The following is an 18,281-nucleotide window of genomic DNA, read 5'->3' on the forward strand; positions in this document are numbered from 1 at the left end:
TCAGCCGGCCCCTCTGGCCAGGAGGGCGGCACCGATGGCGCCCCCGTCGTCACCGAGCTCGGCTGCGACCACCCGCACGCGGGGTGGTTGGAGGAAGAGCAGCGGGCGCGCTGCCGCCTCGACCCGGGTGCGGAAGTCGTCGCCGAGACGGTCACCGACCCCGCCGCCGAGGACGACCAGATCGATGTCGAGCAGGTTGACCGCCGAGGCGATGCCGGCCCCGAGCGCCGAGACTGCATCGTCGAGCAGGTCGGCGACGAGCTCGTCGCCGCGGGCGAGCGCCTCGGCGAAGACCCCCGCGCTCGGGGTGGTCTTGCCCTTCTCGGCCATGACGTCGAACAGCACGGTCGCGCGGCCGGCAGCCCGTGCGCGCTCGGCGGCCAGCGCCATCGCTCGGCGACCGGCGTACGCCTCGACGCAGCCGCGACGCCCGCACGGACAGACCGCCCCGCCCTGGCGGACGATGGTGTGCCCGAACTCCCCCGCGCCACCTCGTCCCTCCCAGGGCTGGCCCCCGAGGACGAGCCCGCCGCCGACCCCGGTGCCGACGAACACGCACAGCAGCGCGTCGCACCCTCGGCCGGCACCGAGCCGGTGCTCGCCCACCGCAGCAGCCGTGACGTCGTTGCTCACCCGGACGGGCACCCGCAGGTCGCTCTCGAGCAGGTCGGCGAGGCTGAAACGCTCCTGGAAGTCGGGGACGTTGGCGGCACCGCCGACGGTGCCGTCGATGACCACCCCGGGCGAGCCGACACCGACCACGTCGAGGTCGTCCCGCGTCACCCCCGCATCGTCCAGCGCATCGTGCACGGCCGCGGCCATCACGTCGGTGACACCCGTCCGGTCCCCGCCGGTCGGCGTCTTGAGCCGTGACCGGCCGATGACGCGCTCACCGTCGAGCACCACGGTGGAGATGTTGGTGCCGCCGAGGTCCACACCGACGGTGGTCACGGGCTGCTCCTCTGGTCCGGTGGGTCGGGCGTGACCCGATGCTAGGTGGCGGCCAGCCGGCGGGGCCCCGACCGCCCCGCCACCAGGACCCCGACGGCCAAGGCGACCACCCCGACCACGGACACAGGGGTCAGGCGCTCGTCCACCAGCGTCACCGCGAGCAGCGTCGCGGTCAACGGTTCGAGCAGCGACAGGGTGGTCGCCGTCGGCGCGTCCACACCCTTCAGCCCGCGCAGCAACAGTTGGTAGGGCAGGACCGTGGTCCCGACCGTGAGCCACGCGAGCCCGACGAGCCCACCGAGGTCGAGGGGGACGCCCGCGGACAGCAGCGCGGGCAGCAGGAAGAGGCCGCAACTGGTGAACACCACCACGATCACGGCAGCACGGTCGAGGACCGTCAGGCGCGCGGACGCGGTGGCGTAGGCGGCGTAGCCCAACCCCGCCACGCCGGCCAGCACCACCCCGAAGGCCGCAGCCCCCTGCGGATCGGCCCCGACCAGGGCCACCAGACCGGCCACGGCCAGCACCGTCGCGAGCACCCATCGCCGGCTCGGTCGACGGCGCAGGAGCAACGCGAGGACACCGGCCCACACCGGTGCGCTGCCGAGCGCGACCAGGGTCCCCACGGCCACACCGGCCGTGCGGATGCCGAGCAGGTAGCAGGCCTGGAACGCGGTCATGGCGATGGTGGCCACGAGCAGCGGACGACCGCCGGTCCGGACGGTGTGCACCAGCGACGCCCGCGCAGCCGGTCGAGGCGCGGCCATCAGCAGCAGGATCACACCGGCGGCCAGGCACCGCACGGCGGCCACGGCCACGGGCGCAGCGGTCGGCAGCAGCAGCTCCTGCACCGTCCCGGCGGTGCCCCACAGTGCGGCCGCGAGCGCCACGTCGATCGCGCCACCTCGCCACGGGGGGCGCGTCACGAGCTGGTCACCCTCGCAGATCCTCCACGAGCCTGCCCCACGTCTCCTCCGGGAAGGTGTACGCCGTGGCCAGGCTGATGCGGTCCACCAGGCCCCCGAAACGGGCCCGGATGTCGGCGCCAACCCGGTCCGGTTCGGTGACCACCGCGAAGGTCGCCAGGACCTCGTCGTCGATCAGCGCCGGCATGCGGTCCCACTCCCCCCGCAGCGACGCGGCGTGGAGCTCCTCGTGGAGGTCGCCCCACCCGTGCGCGTCGAGCACCCCGCGGTAGGCCGGCGTGGAGCCGTAGAACGCCAGCTGGCCACGGACCCCGAGCGCAACCGCGTCCCGCTCGGCCTCGTCGCGGCCGGTGACCACCGTGACCGGCAGACTCACCTCGAGGTCCTCGCGTCCTCGGCCGACCGCCTCGGCGCCGGCGGTCAGCGCCGGCAGCGTCGTCTCGCGCAGGTAGCGGTCGGTGGTGAACACGTGGCACAGCAGGCCGTCGGCCACCTCACCGGTCACCTTCGTCATCAACGGCCCGACGGCTGCCAGCCACACCGCCGGTCGCCCGAAGCCGTGGCTGCCCGGGGTGAAGAACGGGGTCATCAGCGTGTGCCGGTAGTGGTCCCCCTCGAACCGCAGGCGTTCCCCGGTCTCCCACGCCTCCCAGATCGCGTGCAGCGCCTGGACGTACTCGCGCATCCGGGCCGCAGGTGCCCGCCACGGCATCGAGAACCGCTTCTCGATGTGGGCCCGGATCTGCGAGCCGAGGCCGAGAACGAACGCGCCCTGCGCGAGCGCCTGCAGGTCGTGCGCCTGGTAGGCCACCTGCATGGGTGAGCGCGCGAGGGCCACGGCGATGCCGGTGCCGACCTGGATCGCGGTGCGGTGCTCGGCCGCCAGCGCGCACGCGAGGAACGGGTCGTGGGCGACCTCCGAGACGAACCACGCGTCGTAGCCACGTACCTCAGCCGCACGCAACTCGCCGGGGGTGGCCGCCAGCGGCCCGCCGTAGGTGACCGCGTCGAGCTTCACGACAGCTGCGCCGGGTCGACGTTCTGGAGCCGGACCTGTCCGCGAGCGACGGCCTTGCCGTCGCTGGCGCGGGTCAACTCGACCTGCCACAGCTGTTGCAGGCGACCGACGTGGATGGGCGTCGCGACGGCATCGACGCGGCCCTCGCGGTGCGAGCGCAGGAAGTCGGTGGTGTTGGAGACCCCGACGGTCAAGCGCCCGTCCCCCGCCACACGCAGGGCGGCCGCGGTGGAGGCGACCGTCTCCACCACGCTGCACCACACACCCCCGTGGACGATGCCGTAGGGCTGGTGTTGCGGGGGACCGCACTCCAGGTGAGCGGTCACCAGGTCGAGCGAGAAGGTGTCCCAGACCAGGCCGACCGCGTGGGCGTCGAACCCGCCCGCGGTGAAGGCGACGTCCTCGGCCCGCACGGTCTCGCCCGACGCCAGCTGTGCCAGTAGGTCGGCAGGGATCGCGTCGTCCACGTCGGGCTCCTCGTCGTCGGGGCGGGGACGCTAGCCCGCGGTCCCCGTCCGGTTCGCCCCGGCGCGGCCGTTGTGGTCGGATGGTCCCTGCTCGAGCCGGACCTCGAGCCAGAGCGCAAGCGGTCACCGACCGCCAGACATGAGGAGGCCGGACGTGGCCGATCTGAAGCCCGTGAGCCGCGACGTCACCGACGGCTACGAGCGCGCCCCCGCCCGGGCCATGCTCCGCGCCATCGGGATGGGCGACGACGACTGGAGCAAGCCCCAGATCGGGGTCGCCTCGTCGTGGAACGAGGTCACCCCGTGCAACCTGCCGCTCGACCGGCTCGCCAAGCAGGCCAAGCTCGGCATCCGGGACGCCGGCGGCTTCCCGATCGAGTTCAACACCATCGCGGTCTCCGACGGCATCTCGATGGGCCACGAGGGGATGCGTGCGTCGCTCGTCAGCCGCGAGGTCATCGCCGACTCGGTCGAGACGGTGATGCACGCCGAGCGGTTCGACGGCATGGTCACCTTCGCCGGGTGCGACAAATCGTTGCCGGGCATGGTCATGGCGGCCGTCCGCCTCGACGTCGCCTCGACGTTCCTCTACGGCGGCTCGATCCTGCCGGGCCAGCACGACGGCCACGACATCTCGATCCAGGACGTCTTCGAGGCCGTCGGCGCGCGGGGCCGCGACCAGATCGACGACGCCGAGCTGGACCGCATCGAGCGTGCGGCCTGCCCGAGCGAGGGCGCGTGCGCCGGGATGTTCACCGCGAACACGATGGCGTCGGCTGTTGAGGCGCTCGGGCTGGCGCTGCCCGGGTCGTCGACCGCACCGGCACCCGATCCACGACGTGACGAGTTCGCCCGTCGGTCCGGCGCAGCCGTCCTGCACCTGCTCGAGGAGGGCATCACCGCGCGCCGCATCGTCACGCGCGAGGCGCTCGAGAACGCCACGTCCGTGGTCATGGCGCTCGGCGGGTCGACCAACGCCGTCCTGCACCTGATCGCCATCGCACGCGAGGCCGAGGTCGAGTTCAGCCTCGACGACTTCGACCGGATCGGCCGCCGGGTCCCCCACATCGCCGACACGAAGCCGGGCGGCCGCTACTTCATGACCGACCTCGACCGGATCGGTGGCGTCCCGGTCGTGCTCAAGGAGCTGCTCGACGCCGGGTTGCTGCACGGCGACTGCCTCACGGTCACCGGCCGCAGCCTCGGCGACGAGATCGAGGCCATGGACGTGCCGGCACCCGACGGTGAGGTCGTCCACCCCCTGGACCGCCCGATCCACGCCGACGGCGGCCTCGCGATCCTGCGCGGGTCGCTGGCCCCGGAGGGCGCGGTCGTCAAGATCGCCGGCATCCCCGAGGACAACCACCAGTTCGAGGGACCGGCGCGGGTCTTCGACGGCGAGCAGGACGCGATGGAGGCGGTGCTGACCGGCCGCATCGTCGACGGCGACGTCATCGTCATCCGCTACGAGGGTCCGAAGGGTGGACCCGGGATGCGCGAGATGCTGGCCGTCACCTCGGCGGTCAAGGGCGCCGGGCTCGGCGCGAGCGTGGCGCTCCTGACCGACGGCCGCTTCTCGGGCGCGACGCACGGGTTCAGCATCGGACACGTCGCTCCCGAAGCGACCGACGGCGGGCCCATCGCCTTCGTGCGCGAGGGTGACCGCATCCGGATCGACGTCCCGTCCCGGACCATGGACCTCCTCGTCGACGAGGGTGAGCTGGCCACACGCCGCGAAGGGTGGCAGCCGCTGCCGCCGCGCTACACCCGCGGCGTGCTCGCCAAGTACGCCCGCACCGTCAGCAGCGCGTCCCTCGGCGCAACGACCTCGGTGTGACGAGCCCGAGCGGCGGCCGCGTCGTCCACCGGCTCTACGAGGCGTTCCAAGCGCGCGACGGCGCCGCGATGCAGGCCTGCTACGCCGACGACGCCACGTTCCGCGACCCCGTCTTCGACCTGCAGGGCGCCCGACGGATCGGCGGGATGTGGCAGATGCTGCTCGACGGTGGACCGGACCTCGTGGTCGAGGTGGTGGACATCGAGTCGGACGCGGTCAGCGGCCGCGCCCGCTGGGAGGCGCGCTACACCTTCTCGGCCACGGCGCGACCCGTGCACAACCTGATCGACGCGACCTTCACGATCCACGCCGATCGCATCACCACGCACGTCGACGACTTCGGCTTCTGGCGATGGTCCCGGCAGGCACTCGGGCCGACCGGCCAGCTCCTCGGATGGACGCCGTCGGTGCGCAGTCAGGTGCAGCGCAGGGCGGCGAGGTCGCTCGACCGGTACCTCGCGGGGTGACGGGGCGCCGCCCGGCGGCCTCGCCACGGGTAGCGTGGTGGGCCACGTCCCCACCCTGAGGCTGCCGGTGCAGTTCGACGAGCTCCGCTTCGTGTGCCAGGAGGCCGCGATCGACCTGGTGCGTGAGCGCGCGCGCCCGCTGCCGCCGACGATCGTGCTACCCGCCCCGCAGAAGACGCGCCTGCTGACCCTCCCCCGGTTCCCGGACGACGACGAGGAACGTCACGCGGTCCTCGCGCAGCTCGCCGCGGACGAGATCACCGCGACCGACACGCCGGCCTGGGGCTTCGTCGCCGAGGCCGAGATCGCGGACCGCGACGCGGTCGTGGTCGTCTTCGGTGCGCGTCGCCACGCCCCCCGCCTGACGGCGTCGTGGTTCACGGCCGAGGGCGACCTCGAGGAGTTCGCACCCGACGAGGAGCTCGACCCCACCGCCCTGCCCTTCCTCCACCCGCTCCAGCACGCCGTCGATGCGCTGCCCGCGATCGGCGACGGCTTCGACGCGATGGACCCGAAGCGCGGCGGTGGCGGCAGCCTGCCCATCGTGCCCTGACCGTCCCTCAGCGAGACGTCAGGTCCGCGGCGCGCTCTTCTGCTTCTCGCCCGGCCGCAGGACGCCGACGTGCAGGTGGTCCTGGTGGAGCTCGTCGGTGAAGGAGCGCCCACCGAACCCGTCCAGCGCCCACGGGCTGCCGACCTCCGACAGCTCCGGCTGCTCGTAGAGCCACTCGACGAGCTCGTGGGTCGCCGACCCGCGCGCCCGGTCGTCGATGACCAGCGAGTCGCCGAGACGGTGGATGTCGACCGCTCGCCCCTCGGCGTGCCGGCTCGTGCGGTCGGTCCCGAACACCTCGCGGGAGTGGCCCGTCTCGAGCACGACCACGCCGTACGGGGTGCGTTCGGCGATCCGAGCCATGAGAGCGAGGAGGGTGTCGTCGACCGCGCCCCGGTGGATGTCCCAGCGGGCGGTGTCGGGCAGCTCGATGCGGTCGTCGTCGAGCACGGCCGCAGCCTCGGCGCTGAGGTCGTCGGGACGGGGAACGGGGTGTCCGCCGGCGGAGGCCAACTCGCTGACGCGCCACTGCCCGTCGGCCGTCAGATCGACCCGGATGTCGAGGGTCCGCGTGTGGTCGGTCGTGCTCCCGTCCGGGTGCCCCACCTGTTGACGGACGACGGTGATGACCGCCGAGGCGTCGTCCTCGAGGCCCCCGAGCTGGGGGTAGACGATCTCGCCCCGCGACCACGCGCCCTCGTGGTGCAGGTCCCGGCCGGCGGCCTCGAGGCGGCGGGCCAGCTCCGGGTCGTCGGTGACCCGGGCGACCACCTCGCCGAACGACTCGTCGGGCTCGTAGGTGGTCAGCCCCTGCGCGAGGTCCGCAGCGGCCCGCTTGGCGGCGGGACCCGTCTCGCCATCAGCGAGCTCGTAAGCCGCCGCGGGTTCGGGAGCGGGCGGCGGGGACACCGGTGGTTCGGCGTCCGGCTCCGGCTCCGGTTCGGGCTCCGGTCCCGGCGCAACGTCGTATCCGTCGGGCGCCGCCGTCGTGGGGGCCACCTGGGGTGTGTCACCGGCCCCCTCCGGCGACCCGCAGGCGGCCACGGCCAGCGCCGCAGCGAGCAGCGCGGCGGAGGTACGGACGCGCACGAGGATCCTTCGACGGGGGTGGCCGGCCTAGGGGCGGCGGGCGAACTCCTCGACGAACGTACCGTCCGCCGCACGCCGGGTGCCGCGGCTGGACCACCCGAGCCGGCGGTAGAACGTCCGGGCGCCCCCGTCCGCGGCGGTCACCAGACGCACCTCGTCCGCCCCCGCCTCGCGAGCCCGGCGGGTGAAGGCGGCGACCAGGGCCCGGCCAGCCCCGCTGCCGCGGGCGTCCTCGGTGACAGCCACGTGCGTGAGCACCGCGACCGTCGGGGCAGCAGGCGCCTCCGCCGGGGGCACAGGCCCGCGTCGAGCCCGCAGCTGTCTCGCGATGGCGCGGGCGTAGCGGGCCACGCGTGTCCGCACGAACTCGCTCGCGAGCGCGCGGTCGCGGGCCATCGCGGCCACGCCGCTCAGCAGGAGGCGGACCGACCGCCGTCGCACCACGGTCCGGTAGTGCGCGGCGTTGTCGGTCGTTCCGGCGAGGAAGCCCAGCACCTCACCGTGGTCCTCGGCGACCAGCAGGGTGGCGCGTGAGCTGGCCGCGAAGGTGGCGTGGTAGTGCCGCAGGAACCGGGTGCCGAGCCGGGCGAAGAACCCCCCTGGCAGGCACCGACGGTGCACCCGTGCGGTCCGCGGCAGGTCGTCCTCACGCGCAGGACGCACCTCGATCGACGGTGCGGGCGATGGTGCGACGTCGGCCGATGTCCCACTGGCGGGCAGGGTCACGCGCGCGCTCCCGGTTCGGTCCGCGATCCGGCCCGGCGTGCCGCCGGAACCAGCGGTCGGTCTGGCCGGAGTCTGCACCTCCGTGACGGTTCGACCGGCCGAGGACCCCGGTCGGACGGGCAGGACCGGTCGGGGAACTGGGCCGTCGGCCCTCGCCTCGCTCAAGCCGTCAGGAGCCCCGCCGCCACCGCGACCTGCCGGTAGTGGGCGGCCAACGTCTCGACCGTCTCGTGCGCGTTCAGACCGGAGGGGTTGGGCACCACCCACAGCTCAGCCCCGGCCAACGTCGCGTCCTGTCGTCCGAGCTGCGCCTTCGGCCGGCCGAAGGCGGTGCGGTAGGCGGTGACCCCAGCCACGGCCACCACCGCGGGCCGCCACGCCTCCAGGCGCGCCACGAGGGCCTCGCCACCTGCGCGCAGCTCCTCGCGGGTCAGCTCCGACGCCTTCGCGGTCGCGCGCGGCACCAGGTTGGTGATCGCGATGCCGCGACCGGTGAGCTGGCGACGGTCCTCCGCGGACAGGCCACCGACCCGGTCGAGCGGTCGATCGGTGACCCCGGCCCCCTGCAGCGCCGGGTAGAAGCGGTTGCCCGGGTGCGCGAAGTGGGTCTGCGTGGCGGCGGTCCACAGCCCCGGGTTGATCCCGACGAACACCAGGCGGGGCGGGGTGTCACCCAGGAGGTCCGGCACGACCGCGTCCCGGTAGCTCTCGAGTTCCTCACGGGTGAACCCCACCGCCAGCCCTTCCGTCGCCCTCGTTCGTCTCGGCAACCTCGCCCGAGGGTGCCGCGACGCTGCGCTGACCGCCGAGGTCACCGCACGCGGTCGAGCACCAGGTCGAAGGTGGTCCGGTCCCACAGCAGCTCGAGGTGGCCGACGCAGCCGACGTGGGTGTTGTCCGCGCCCGGGAGCACCGTGCTGTCGGAGGGGGAGATGACCGCGTCGCACCTCGACCAGTAGGTCGCGTACTCGGTCGGTCCCGGCGTCGGGTCGGGACCGTCGTTGAGCTGTGCCAGCAGCGCCGAGCCGGGGCGCATGTCGAAGCACGACGGCGACCAGCAGCCGTAGGCCCAGTTGGTGCCGTGGTTGGGGCCACCGAGCGACACCCACGTCCCGACGAACTCGGTCCCGCCGAGCTGCGAGAGGTAGTAGCGGCTGGAGAGACCACCCATCGAGTGGGTGATGAGCGTCACCTGCTCGGCGCCGGTGACGTCGCGGACCCGGGCGATCTCGTCAGCGAGCTGGCGTGCGGTGGTGACGTTGCGCTGGTTCCAGTTGTAGGGCCACACGACCAGCCGATCGGCGTCCCACCCCGCCGCCTCGAAGCGCTTGACCATGGTGCTCCAGTTGCTCTCGCCGCCGCTGTACCCGTGGACGAAGACGATCGGGTCGGGCTCCGGTCGGGCATCGGCGACCGGTGGTGTGACCACCGCCCAGGTCGCGGCGAGCGTGATCGCCAGGAGCCACGCGACCGAGCGCGGCACGGCGGCGTGCCGTCTGTCTCGGGCGGTCCGTCCCGGTGCGGGCGTGCAGGATCCATCCTCCATTGCGCGAGCTCCCTCCCATCGGCGACCGCCTCCCATCGACGCGGTGCGATCGCGCGGTGTGGCACGGATCGGCCACCCCCGCACTGTCACGCAGCGTGATGTCAGGTGACGGAACGTGGCGGCAGGCGCACCTCGACGTCCGCGTCAGGTGACGCTGCGTCCCGACCGCCCGGAGGCCAGCCAGCCGATGAGCGCCGACGCGACCTCGACGCTCCCGGCCGAACGCAAGGACATCACCCTGGCCGTTCGGACAGTGACCTGAGTTGCGGGCCCCCCCGGGGTCCTCGTTACGGTCAGCGCGAACGGTCGGATCTGGCGGTCCGGCAGGGGCTTCGACCTCGCCTGTGCAGGGGGACCGTGCAGGACGAGGGTCCGGGAGGCACCTCGACCGCCGGGATGCTGGCCGTTCGCGCCCCGCGTGTCCGCCCGTGCCAGGAGCTGCCATCTCGCCGCGTCACCACCCCGCCCGGTCACGACCGAGTGAGCGACCGATGGTCGAGGGTGTGCACGCGCGATGTACGGGCCCGGCACGACGGCCCTGACCACCGGTCTCCTCGGGACCTGCCACGCCTGCTGGTCCGGCGCGCTCGCGCGCCGTCGACCGCGCCCGTCGGACTCGCACCACCTCACCAGGAGCTCCTCGTGTCCACCGCCGCTGCCATCCCGCCCGCCGATCGGGCCGCGCGTTCGACGTTGCGGGCGGTCCGTGCCGATGACGGACCGGACCTGCACGCGCTCGTCGCGGACGGTGGCGGCCTCGACGTCAACTCGCCGTACGCCTACGTGCTGGCCGCCCGCTTCTTCGGAGCGACCAGCGTGATCGCCGAGGGCACCGATGGCCCCGAGGGGTTCGTCCTCGGTCTCGCACCACCCACACACCCGGACACGTTGTTCGTCTGGCAGGTCGGGGTCGCACCCGCCGCCCGCGGCCGAGGGCTCGGCCTCTCGATGCTGCGCTGGCTCGTGGCCGAGGTGGCACCGACCCACCTCGAGGCGACGGTGACCCCCACCAACACCGCGTCCCAGCGCCTGTTCGGGGCGCTCGCCCGGGACCTGTCCGCGCCGCTGAACGTGACCCGGTGGGCCGACCGGGACGACCTCGGCGGCGCGGAGCCCGAGGACCTGCACCGCATCGGCCCGATCCCCACCAGCTGACACCGCGACCGCGACGCGCCGTCGTCGCACCGAGACCCGCACTGACCGCCACACTCCCTGGAGGAACACGTGGACACCGTCAACCGCCTCGAGTCCGAGGTCCGCAGCTACTGCCGTGCCTGGCCCACCACCTTCACCACAGCGCGGGGTAGCTGGCTGACCGACGAGGCCGGGACCCGCTACCTCGACCTGTTCGCGGGCGCGGGCGCGCTCAACTACGGGCACAACGACCCGGACATCAAGGCCGCGCTCCTCGACTACCTGTCGACCGACACGATCGTGCACGGCCTCGACATGTCGACGACGGCCAAGCGCAGCTTCCTGGAGACCTTCGAGCAGGTCATCCTGCGCCCCCGCGGCATGGACCACCGGGTGATGTTCCCCGGACCGACCGGCACCAACGCGGTCGAGGCCGCCCTGAAGCTGGCCCGCAAGGTCACGGGACGCACCAACGTGGTGTGCTTCACCAACGCCTTCCACGGGATGACGCTCGGGTCCCTCGCGGTCACCGGCGACTCCATGAAGCGCGGCGGCGCGAACGTGCCGCTCTCGCACACCCACCGCATGCCGTTCGACGACTACTTCCGCACCGGCGTCGACACCATCGACTACCTCGAGGCCTACCTCGATGACGCCGGTTCGGGCGTCGCCCTGCCGGCGGCGGTGATCCTCGAGACCGTCCAGGGCGAGGGTGGCCTCCGGGTCGCCTCCGACGCGTGGCTGCAGCGCCTCTCGGCGCTGTGCCGCGAGCACGGGATCCTGCTCATCGTCGACGACATCCAGGCCGGGTGCGGCCGTACCGGCACCTTCTTCAGCTTCGAGCCGTCCGGGATCGTGCCGGACATCATCACCCTGTCGAAGTCGCTGTCCGGGCTGGGGCTGCCCTTCGCCGTCACCCTCATGCGTCCCGAGCTGGACGTGTGGGAGCCGGGCGAGCACAACGGCACCTTCCGCGGCTTCAACCCGGCCTTCGTCACCGCGACCGCGGCGCTCGAGCGCTGGCGTGACGGCGCCTTCGCCTCCGAGGTGCGCCGCAAGGCCGAGCTGGTGACCACCGGTCTCCAGGGGCTCGCGGACCGCATGCCGGCCGGTGAGGCCCGCGTCGTCGGTCGCGGCTTCATGCAGGGCGTCGAGCTCGACACACCGGGGCTGGCCACGGCCGTCGCCCGCGAGGCGTTCGCCCGCCAGGTCCTGGTCGAGACCGCGGGTGCGGACGACCAGGTCGTCAAGCTCCTGCCCCCGCTGACCATCAGCGAAGCTGAGCTCGCCCACGCCTTCGCGGTCCTCAGCGATGCCCTGGACGCCGCTCGGTCCCAGCACGAGGTCACGCCGGACGCCGCGCCGGCCCTCCTCTCGGCCTGAGCTGCCAGCCCGACCTACGCCACCGGAGACCACCGTGATCGTCCGTACGAAGTCCGAGCTCGCCGGGACCGACCGCGTCACCCACGCGGAGACCTGGTCGAGCCACCGCCTCCTGCTCGCCCGTGACGGGCAGTCGTTCTCCTTCCACGACACCACGCTGCACGCCGGGACCGAGACGCGGATGTGGTACCGCAACCACGTCGAGGCCGTCTACTGCGTCGGCGGCACCGGCGAGCTCGAGGACCTCGAGACCGGCGAGACGTACGCCATCGCCGACGGGACGATGTACTGCCTCGACGGCAACGAGCGTCACATCCTGCGGGCGCACACCGATCTGCGCATGATCTGCGTCTTCGACCCCCCGGTCACCGGCCAGGAGACCCACGACGCCGACGGCGCCTACCCCCTCCTGACGGACGCCTGAGCCCTGGCGCCCGGCCCCGACCTGCCGCAGGATGGGGCCCGACGACCCACGACCCCGACACGAGGAGCGTGACGAGCTCTATGGCTTCGACCACCACCCACGACCGCTACCCCACCCGTGTCGCCGAGCCGCGCATCATCGACCGTGACGACCCCGTCGTGGCCGCCTCGGCACGCGAGCCCGGCGCCGGGCCCCTGAGCGTCGAGCAGGTCGACAGCTTCGAGCGCGACGGCTTCCTCTTCCTCGAGGACGTGTTCAGCAAGCAGGAGACCGACCGCTTCCTCGCCGAGCTGCACCGCCTGTCGGCCGACGAGGATCTCAAGCGCCAGGAGCGGGTCATCACCGAGCGTGGGACCGATGAGGTGCGCTCGATCTTCGAGATCCACACCGTCAGCGACCTGTTCCTCGAGATGGCCCGTGACGCCCGCCTGGCCGATGTGACCCGGCAACTGCACGGCGAGGACGTCTACCTGCACCAGACCAGGGTGAACTTCAAGCCCGGGTTCCGGGGCAAGGAGTTCTACTGGCACTCCGACTTCGAGACCTGGCACAGCGAGGATGGGATGCCGACCCCGCGGGCCATCTCGGCGTCGATCGCGCTGACCGACAACACCGAGCACAACGGCCCACTGATGGTGATGCCGGGTTCGCACCGACGCTTCGTGGCCTGCGTCGGCGAGACGCCGGAGGACAACTACCGCTCATCGTTGCAGAAGCAGGAGGCTGGCACCCCCGACGAGGACAGCCTGTCCCAGCTGGCGGCCGACTTCGGCATCGTCGCACCCAAGGGCCTGGCCGGATCGGTGGTGTTCTTCGACAGCAACATCATGCACGGCTCCAACGGGAACATCACCCCGTTCGCCCGCAGCAACGCGTTCTTCGTCTACAACGCGGTGAGCAACGCGCTGCAGGCGCCGTTCGCCGCGGCGGCACCACGCCCGCCGTACATCGCGCACCGCGAGGTCGACCCGCTGCCGCGCAGCTGACCGTGCTCGCACCGCCCCCGGAGGCCCGCCGGATCCGGCGGGCCTCCGGTGTGCGGGTGGCGCCGACTCAGGCGCGCATCCGCTCCGCCGCGATGGCGATGAAGACCGCGTGGGAGGTGGCGACCAGGTCGCCGTCCGGTCCGGCCACCCGGGCTTCGGCCTCGCAGAACAGCTTGCGTCCCTCGCGTCGCACGACCCGGGAGCGGAACTCGAGGGGTTGCCCGATCGGTGTCGGTGCGAGGTAGCGCACCGTCAGTTCACCGGTGAACCCCGGTGTGTGGGTGAACGTCAGCAGGTACCCGAGGACGTCGTCGAAGATCGCGGCGACGATGCCGCCGTGCGACCGACCAGGCGCACCCTCGAAGGCCGGCCCGAGCTCGACCCGGGCGACGGCTTCGTCACCGTCGCGGTGGACGTCGATGGCGATGCCGAGCGGGTTCCACGGCCCCGACACGAAGCACTCGTCGAAGTGCACGATCCGGGCGCCGTCGGGGACCTCCACGTCGAACATGCGGCGCTTGAGTTCCAGGAGGTCGCGGACCCGCGCCGGGGCCGCCTCGAGGTCGTCGGCCACCCGGTCGGCCGCCGCCGCCACACGTTCGAGCAGCGCCTCGTCCGCTTCGTGACCGGACACGGCGTGGCCGAGCCGTCGGAGCGCTGCGGCCGCGCGGGCACGTGGGTGGTGGGACATCTCGTCGGTCACGGCGCGCTCCGGTCGCGGACCCCGAACCGTAGTGGCCGCCCGGTGCCGGCCTACGCTGCCGCGACCGGACGTCGGAGGGCGGCTCGTGGAGCTCGAGGGACCGGCCGACCCGGCCGAGATCGACGTGCAGCTGGCCGTCGCCGCCCAGCAACGGCTCGGCGAGACGTTGCTCGCCCGCAGCGACGATCCGGACCGCTCGTGCGGCCGCTGCCGGTTCTTCCTCAACCCGGGCCACGAGCTCGCGTACTGCTGGCACCCGGCGCAGCGCTCCCTCGTCGACGCCGCGTGGGTGTGCCGTGACTTCGACGAGGACCGGCTCGACCGCTAGGTGAGCCGGTGGGCTAGGCCGGCCCGTCGCCGCGCGGCACACCGGTCTCCGCGGTCGTCCCCGCCGGCGCCTCGGGACTGCGCACCTCGATGCGGTCGGCGCGGCGGCCATCCAGACCGAGCACGGTGAGCAGCCACCCGTCGGCGGTCGTCCAGCGGTCCCCCACCTCGAGCAGCCGACCGATCCGCTCGGTCACCCACCCGGAGACCGTCTCGGCCTCGCCGCCCGCGAGGTCGAGGCCCGTCATGCGCTCGAGCTCGTCGCGGCGCAGCATCCCCGGCACGATCCACACCAGCTCGGCCTCGGTCGTGCCGTGGCGGGTGTCGTCGAACTCGTCGTCGATCTCGCCGACGAGCTCCTCGAGCACGTCCTCGAGCGTCACGAGGCCGGCCGTGCCGCCGTACTCGTCGATGACCAACGCGGCGTGCGAGCGTTGCTCGAGCATCTCGCGCAGGAGCGACTCGAGATCCCGGGACTCGGGGACGGCGGGGACCGGCCGCAGCACGTCGGCTGCCAGGGTGGTCGAGGGGTCGCCCACCTCGCCGACGAGCAGGTCCTTGACGTGCACGATCCCGACCACGTGGTCGACGTCCTCGTGGAAGACCGGCAGCCGGGTGTGTCCGGTCTCCGCGGCCACGGCCAGGAGCTGTTCCACCGTGGCGTCGTCGGGGACCGTGACCAGGTCGACGCGGGCCGTCATGGCCGACTCGGCGTCGATCTCGGCGAGCCGGAGTGCCGCCGTCAGCACACGGGCATCGTGGGGCTCGATGGTCCCGCTCTCGCCGGATTCGGTCACGACGAACAGCAGCTCCTCGGCGGTGTGCACCAACTTGTGCTCGTCGACGGGCTCGACCCGGACGGCCCGGACCAGCAGGTTCGCCAGGCCGTTGAGCAGGACGATCAGGGGACGCAGCACGGCCACGAAGATCGAGAACGGACGGGCGAGCGCGAACGCCACCGGCTCGGCCCGGGCGAGCGCCAGGTTCTTGGGAGCCATCTCGCCGACGACCATGTGGAGGAACACCACGAGGGACAGCGCGAGCACCACCGCGACGATGGGGACCGCCCCGACCGGGAGCGGGGTCCCACCGAGCCAGCCGGCGAACAGCGACGCGACGGCGGGTTCGGCCACCGCTCCGAGGCCGAGCGAACACATCGTGATGCCGAGCTGCGCCCCCGAGAAGGTCACCGACAGCTCGGTCAGGCTCGCGAGCGACCGGGCGGCCCGTGGGTCGCCCGCCTCCGCCGCTTCCTCGACGCGCGTGCGGCGCGCCGCGAGCAGCGCGATCTCGACCGCGACGAAGCCGCCGTTGAGCACCAACAGGGCCACACCGAGGGCGATCGCCGGCCAGCTGAAGCTGCCGGCGGCGGCATCGGCGGCCACGGCGAGGACGGTGGGCGGCAGGGTCACGATCCCACCTCCCCGTCGCGTGGCGTCGTGCGGCGGTCGGTCACCGTCAGCTCGGTGATGCGCACGCCCTCGACCCCGGTCACCTCCAGGTCGAACTCGTCGGTCGCCACCACCTCGCCCGGCTCGGGGATGTGGCCGAGGCGGTCGAGCACGAACCCGGCCACCGTCTCGTACGCGCCGTCGGGGACCTCGACGCCGAGCAACTCCTCGAGCCGTTCGGTGCGCAGCGATCCGCGCACCACGTGACGGTCCGCACCGAGGCGGCGCACCGTCGCCTCGGACGCGTCGAACTCGTCCTCGATGTCGCCGACGAGCACCTCGAGCACGTCCTCGACGGTGACGATGCCGGCTGTGCCGCCGAACTCGTCGACCACGACCGCGAACGTGCGCTGCGCGTGGCGGAAGGCGCTGAGCAGGCTGCGCAGCGGCTGGCTCTCGGGCACCACGAGGGGCGGCTGCAGCAGCTCGGTCACCGACGTCGCGGCGTGGGCGTCGGTGGCCACCAGCAGCAGGTCCTTGACGTGCACCGTGCCGCGGACCTCGTCCTCGCTCGCACCGCGGACCGGGAACCGGCTGTGGCCCGTCGCTGCGGCGGCGACGCGAAGATCGGCGAGGGTCTGGTCCTCAGCGAGCCACACCACGTCGGGCCGCGGGACCATCACCTCACCAGCGCGCGAGTCGCCGAGCTCGACCGCCCGCCGGAGCAACCGGGTCTGCTCCTCGGTCAGCGCGCCCTCACGTCCCGAGGCGGCGATGATCCGCGCGAGCTCGTCGAGGGAGTGCCCGCCCTCGAGCTCGGTGGTGACCTCGACCCGGAACAGGTGCCGGGTGAGCCACTGCGCCGCACCGTCGAACACCACGATGATCGGGCGGAGCAGGAGCCCGAAGGTCCGGGTCAGCGGCGTCACCACGAGGGCCACACCGAGGGGACGCGAGATCGCGAGGTTCTTGGGGAACAGCTCGCCGACCACCATCTGGGTGATCGTCGACAGCAGGAAGGCGAGGGCGACGGCGACGCCGAGCCGTGCCCCCTCCGGCAACCCGACGAGATCGAGCACCGGCTGGATGATCGTCTCGCCGAGCGCCCGTTCGGCGATGAACCCCAGCAGCAGCGAGGTGGCCGTGATGCCGAACTGCGCGGCCGACAGGGTGTACGACAGCTGACTCAGCTCACGCAGCACGATCCGGGCCCGGCGGTCGCCCCCGCCGGCGAGGTCCTCGACCTGGGCCCGGCGCACGGACACCAGCGCGAACTCGGCGGCGACGAACAGGCCGTTGCCAGCGATCAGGAGCGCGACGAGCGCCAGCCCGAGCGGACCGCTCACGGGCGGCGCTGCGGTACGGGGGGCGGATGGCTCGGGTCGTCCACGGAAGCGGAGGCTAGCCGGCCACCGGCGCGGTGACCGACCTGGCGGTCAGCCGTTCAGCTCGGCCACACAGGTGACCTGGCGGACGTCCGCGACGTCGAAGGTGCGCCCCTGCGACGCTGCCAGGTCGAGCCGGCGGCCAGGCTCCAGGGTCACGTCCAGTTCGATGCGTTGCCGCGTGAGCACCTGGACCGCGCCGTCGGTTCCCACGACGTGCAGCGACACCGTCAGGGTCCCGCGGGCGACGAGACCGCGGTCGGACGGTGCCTCCAGCGCGGCGGCGCACGCCACCTGACGACGCGGGGCGTCGTCGCCGGGGTGGGTCGCCACGGTGAGGGCCGGCGGGTCCACGCCACGCTCGACGCTGGTCGAGGAGGTCACGGTCCACTCGACGCCGTCGCTGTCGAGCACCGGCCCGGTCGATCGTGCGGGCCCGGCAGCGAGCACCATGGGTGCCGGCGTGGGTGCCGGTTCGGCCGGGGCTGGCTGGGTCGGCGTGGGGCTCGTCGGCGTGGGGCTCGTCGGCGCCGGGCTCGTCGGCGCCGGGCTCGTCGGCGCCGGGCTCGTCGGTGGTGCGGCCTCGTCGGCCGCGTCCGGGTCGTCCGTCTCGGCGGTGCCGTCCTCGTCGCCGGGCCCGTCGTCGCCGGGCCCGTCGTCGTCGGTGTCCTCCTCGCCGTCCACGTCGGGCTCCTCGGCCGCGTCGGGCTCACGACGGTCGAGGACCTCGCCCTCGACCTCGACTGGCAACTCGTCGGCAGCCTGGTCCTCATCCCCGTCAGCGGTGCACGCGGTCAGACCGAGCATCACCGCGAGCGAACTGGCGACCAGCCTCGTCGCTCGACCGCCCCGCGGGGCTCCTGTACGCCTCAGACCCACCCCTGGACCTCTCGTGCTGTGCGGCCCCCGACCACACCCCCGCGTCCACCGTGCAGCGGACGCAGGCCACACGCTACCGCCGTGCAGCG

20 protein-coding genes are annotated in these 18,281 nt (G+C 73.1%); 8 read left to right on the top strand and 12 right to left on the bottom strand.

The features are described 5' to 3' along the window. The 4 genes from NITAL_RS20430 to NITAL_RS20445 are packed head-to-tail and all read right to left on the bottom strand — an operon-like array spanning position 1 to position 3,308. Entirely contained in the window at positions 1 to 951 is a 951-nt protein-coding gene (locus tag NITAL_RS20430) for an ROK family protein (RefSeq protein ID WP_052668142.1), read from the bottom strand. A gap of 41 nt (positions 952 to 992) precedes the next feature. Then, a complete protein-coding gene (locus NITAL_RS20435) occupies positions 993 to 1,877 on the bottom strand; it encodes a DMT family transporter (protein ID WP_052668144.1) in 885 nt (294 codons plus the stop codon). 7 nt (positions 1,878 to 1,884) lie between these two features. Beyond that, positions 1,885 to 2,895, bottom strand: a complete 1,011-nt coding sequence (locus tag NITAL_RS20440) for a TIGR03617 family F420-dependent LLM class oxidoreductase (RefSeq protein WP_052668145.1) — start codon at positions 2,893 to 2,895, stop codon at positions 1,885 to 1,887. Next, complete coding sequence (locus NITAL_RS20445; protein ID WP_052669857.1) at positions 2,892 to 3,308, bottom strand: PaaI family thioesterase; 417 nt, start codon at positions 3,306 to 3,308, stop codon at positions 2,892 to 2,894. Before NITAL_RS20445 ends, NITAL_RS20440 begins: the two co-directional genes overlap by 4 nt. 193 nt (positions 3,309 to 3,501) lie before the next feature. Here NITAL_RS20445 and ilvD point away from each other — a divergent pair, with 193 nt between their 5' ends. The 3 genes from ilvD (at position 3,502) to NITAL_RS20460 (ending at position 6,219) form a co-directional block, all read left to right on the top strand. Beyond that, on the top strand, positions 3,502 to 5,199 hold the full coding sequence (gene ilvD / locus NITAL_RS20450; RefSeq protein WP_052668147.1) for a dihydroxy-acid dehydratase: 1,698 nt from the start codon (positions 3,502 to 3,504) through the stop codon (positions 5,197 to 5,199). Then, complete coding sequence (locus tag NITAL_RS20455) at positions 5,196 to 5,666, top strand: nuclear transport factor 2 family protein (RefSeq protein ID WP_052668149.1); 471 nt, start codon at positions 5,196 to 5,198, stop codon at positions 5,664 to 5,666. Before ilvD ends, NITAL_RS20455 begins: the two co-directional genes overlap by 4 nt. 67 nt (positions 5,667 to 5,733) lie before the next feature. Next, positions 5,734 to 6,219 carry a hypothetical protein gene (locus NITAL_RS20460; protein WP_157041994.1) on the top strand — a complete coding sequence of 162 codons (486 nt, stop codon included), beginning with the start codon at positions 5,734 to 5,736 and terminating at the stop codon, positions 6,217 to 6,219. Positions 6,220 to 6,237: 18 nt separating this feature from the next. Here the strand turns inward: NITAL_RS20460 and NITAL_RS20465 are convergent, their stop codons facing one another. The 4 genes from NITAL_RS20465 to NITAL_RS20480 all read right to left on the bottom strand — a co-directional run bounded on the left by NITAL_RS20465 (position 6,238) and on the right by NITAL_RS20480 (position 9,517). Continuing rightward, the gene (locus NITAL_RS20465; protein WP_052668152.1) at positions 6,238 to 7,308 is read right to left on the bottom strand and encodes a hypothetical protein; all 1,071 of its coding nucleotides are present in this window, start codon (positions 7,306 to 7,308) and stop codon (positions 6,238 to 6,240) included. Positions 7,309 to 7,335: 27 nt separating this feature from the next. Continuing rightward, a complete protein-coding gene (locus NITAL_RS20470) occupies positions 7,336 to 8,034 on the bottom strand; it encodes a GNAT family N-acetyltransferase (protein ID WP_052668154.1) in 699 nt (232 codons plus the stop codon). A 161-nt stretch (positions 8,035 to 8,195) separates the two neighbouring features. Continuing rightward, a complete protein-coding gene (locus tag NITAL_RS20475) occupies positions 8,196 to 8,768 on the bottom strand; it encodes a mismatch-specific DNA-glycosylase (RefSeq protein ID WP_052668156.1) in 573 nt (190 codons plus the stop codon). Between the two features lie 77 nt (positions 8,769 to 8,845). Further along, on the bottom strand, positions 8,846 to 9,517 hold the full coding sequence (locus NITAL_RS20480; protein WP_211262553.1) for an esterase/lipase family protein: 672 nt from the start codon (positions 9,515 to 9,517) through the stop codon (positions 8,846 to 8,848). Between the two features lie 705 nt (positions 9,518 to 10,222). On the opposite strand from NITAL_RS20480, the gene ectA reads away from it, so the two are divergent. From ectA to thpD, 4 genes are all read left to right on the top strand, one after another. After that, positions 10,223 to 10,735, top strand: coding sequence for a diaminobutyrate acetyltransferase (gene ectA, locus NITAL_RS26710; protein ID WP_211262554.1), 513 nt, complete (start codon positions 10,223 to 10,225; stop codon positions 10,733 to 10,735). Between the two features lie 69 nt (positions 10,736 to 10,804). Next, positions 10,805 to 12,097, top strand: a complete 1,293-nt coding sequence (gene ectB, locus NITAL_RS20490; RefSeq protein ID WP_052668157.1) for a diaminobutyrate--2-oxoglutarate transaminase — start codon at positions 10,805 to 10,807, stop codon at positions 12,095 to 12,097. 34 nt (positions 12,098 to 12,131) lie between these two features. Continuing rightward, positions 12,132 to 12,521: an ectoine synthase gene (locus tag NITAL_RS20495; protein ID WP_052668159.1), complete on the top strand. Its 390-nt coding sequence runs from the start codon at positions 12,132 to 12,134 to the stop codon at positions 12,519 to 12,521. An 80-nt stretch (positions 12,522 to 12,601) separates the two neighbouring features. Next, a complete protein-coding gene (gene thpD / locus NITAL_RS20500; protein ID WP_052668161.1) occupies positions 12,602 to 13,507 on the top strand; it encodes an ectoine hydroxylase in 906 nt (301 codons plus the stop codon). A gap of 67 nt (positions 13,508 to 13,574) precedes the next feature. On the opposite strand, the gene NITAL_RS20505 is transcribed toward thpD, so the two are convergent. Continuing rightward, positions 13,575 to 14,210 carry a PaaI family thioesterase gene (locus tag NITAL_RS20505; RefSeq protein WP_083441826.1) on the bottom strand — a complete coding sequence of 212 codons (636 nt, stop codon included), beginning with the start codon at positions 14,208 to 14,210 and terminating at the stop codon, positions 13,575 to 13,577. Between the two features lie 85 nt (positions 14,211 to 14,295). On the opposite strand from NITAL_RS20505, the gene NITAL_RS20510 reads away from it, so the two are divergent. Continuing rightward, positions 14,296 to 14,538, top strand: a complete 243-nt coding sequence (locus NITAL_RS20510; protein ID WP_052668163.1) for a hypothetical protein — start codon at positions 14,296 to 14,298, stop codon at positions 14,536 to 14,538. 13 nt (positions 14,539 to 14,551) lie between these two features. Here NITAL_RS20510 and NITAL_RS20515 read toward each other — a convergent pair whose 3' ends face one another. The 3 genes from NITAL_RS20515 to NITAL_RS20525 form a co-directional block, all read right to left on the bottom strand. Continuing rightward, positions 14,552 to 15,949 carry a hemolysin family protein gene (locus NITAL_RS20515; RefSeq protein ID WP_083441827.1) on the bottom strand — a complete coding sequence of 466 codons (1,398 nt, stop codon included), beginning with the start codon at positions 15,947 to 15,949 and terminating at the stop codon, positions 14,552 to 14,554. Next, positions 15,946 to 17,274 carry a hemolysin family protein gene (locus NITAL_RS20520; RefSeq protein WP_052668164.1) on the bottom strand — a complete coding sequence of 443 codons (1,329 nt, stop codon included), beginning with the start codon at positions 17,272 to 17,274 and terminating at the stop codon, positions 15,946 to 15,948. Before NITAL_RS20520 ends, NITAL_RS20515 begins: the two co-directional genes overlap by 4 nt. Positions 17,275 to 17,364: 90 nt before the next feature. Next, positions 17,365 to 18,120, bottom strand: a complete 756-nt coding sequence (locus NITAL_RS20525) for a hypothetical protein (RefSeq protein WP_157041996.1) — start codon at positions 18,118 to 18,120, stop codon at positions 17,365 to 17,367. Positions 18,121 to 18,281: the final 161 nt, after the last annotated feature.

It is taken from the genome of Nitriliruptor alkaliphilus DSM 45188, assembly GCF_000969705.1.
GTDB classification, from domain to species: Bacteria; Actinomycetota; Nitriliruptoria; order Nitriliruptorales; family Nitriliruptoraceae; genus Nitriliruptor; species Nitriliruptor alkaliphilus.

What these genes read in the sequence shown, in the direction of transcription:
- ilvD (WP_052668147.1), top strand. Translation starts at nt 3,502, where the DNA reads ATGAGGAGGCCGGACGTGGCCGATCTGAAGCCCGTGAGCCGCGACGTC.
- thpD (WP_052668161.1), top strand. Translation starts at nt 12,602, where the DNA reads ATGGCTTCGACCACCACCCACGACCGCTACCCCACCCGTGTCGCCGAG.
- NITAL_RS20525 (WP_157041996.1), bottom strand. Translation starts at nt 18,120, where the DNA reads ATGCTCGGTCTGACCGCGTGCACCGCTGACGGGGATGAGGACCAGGCT.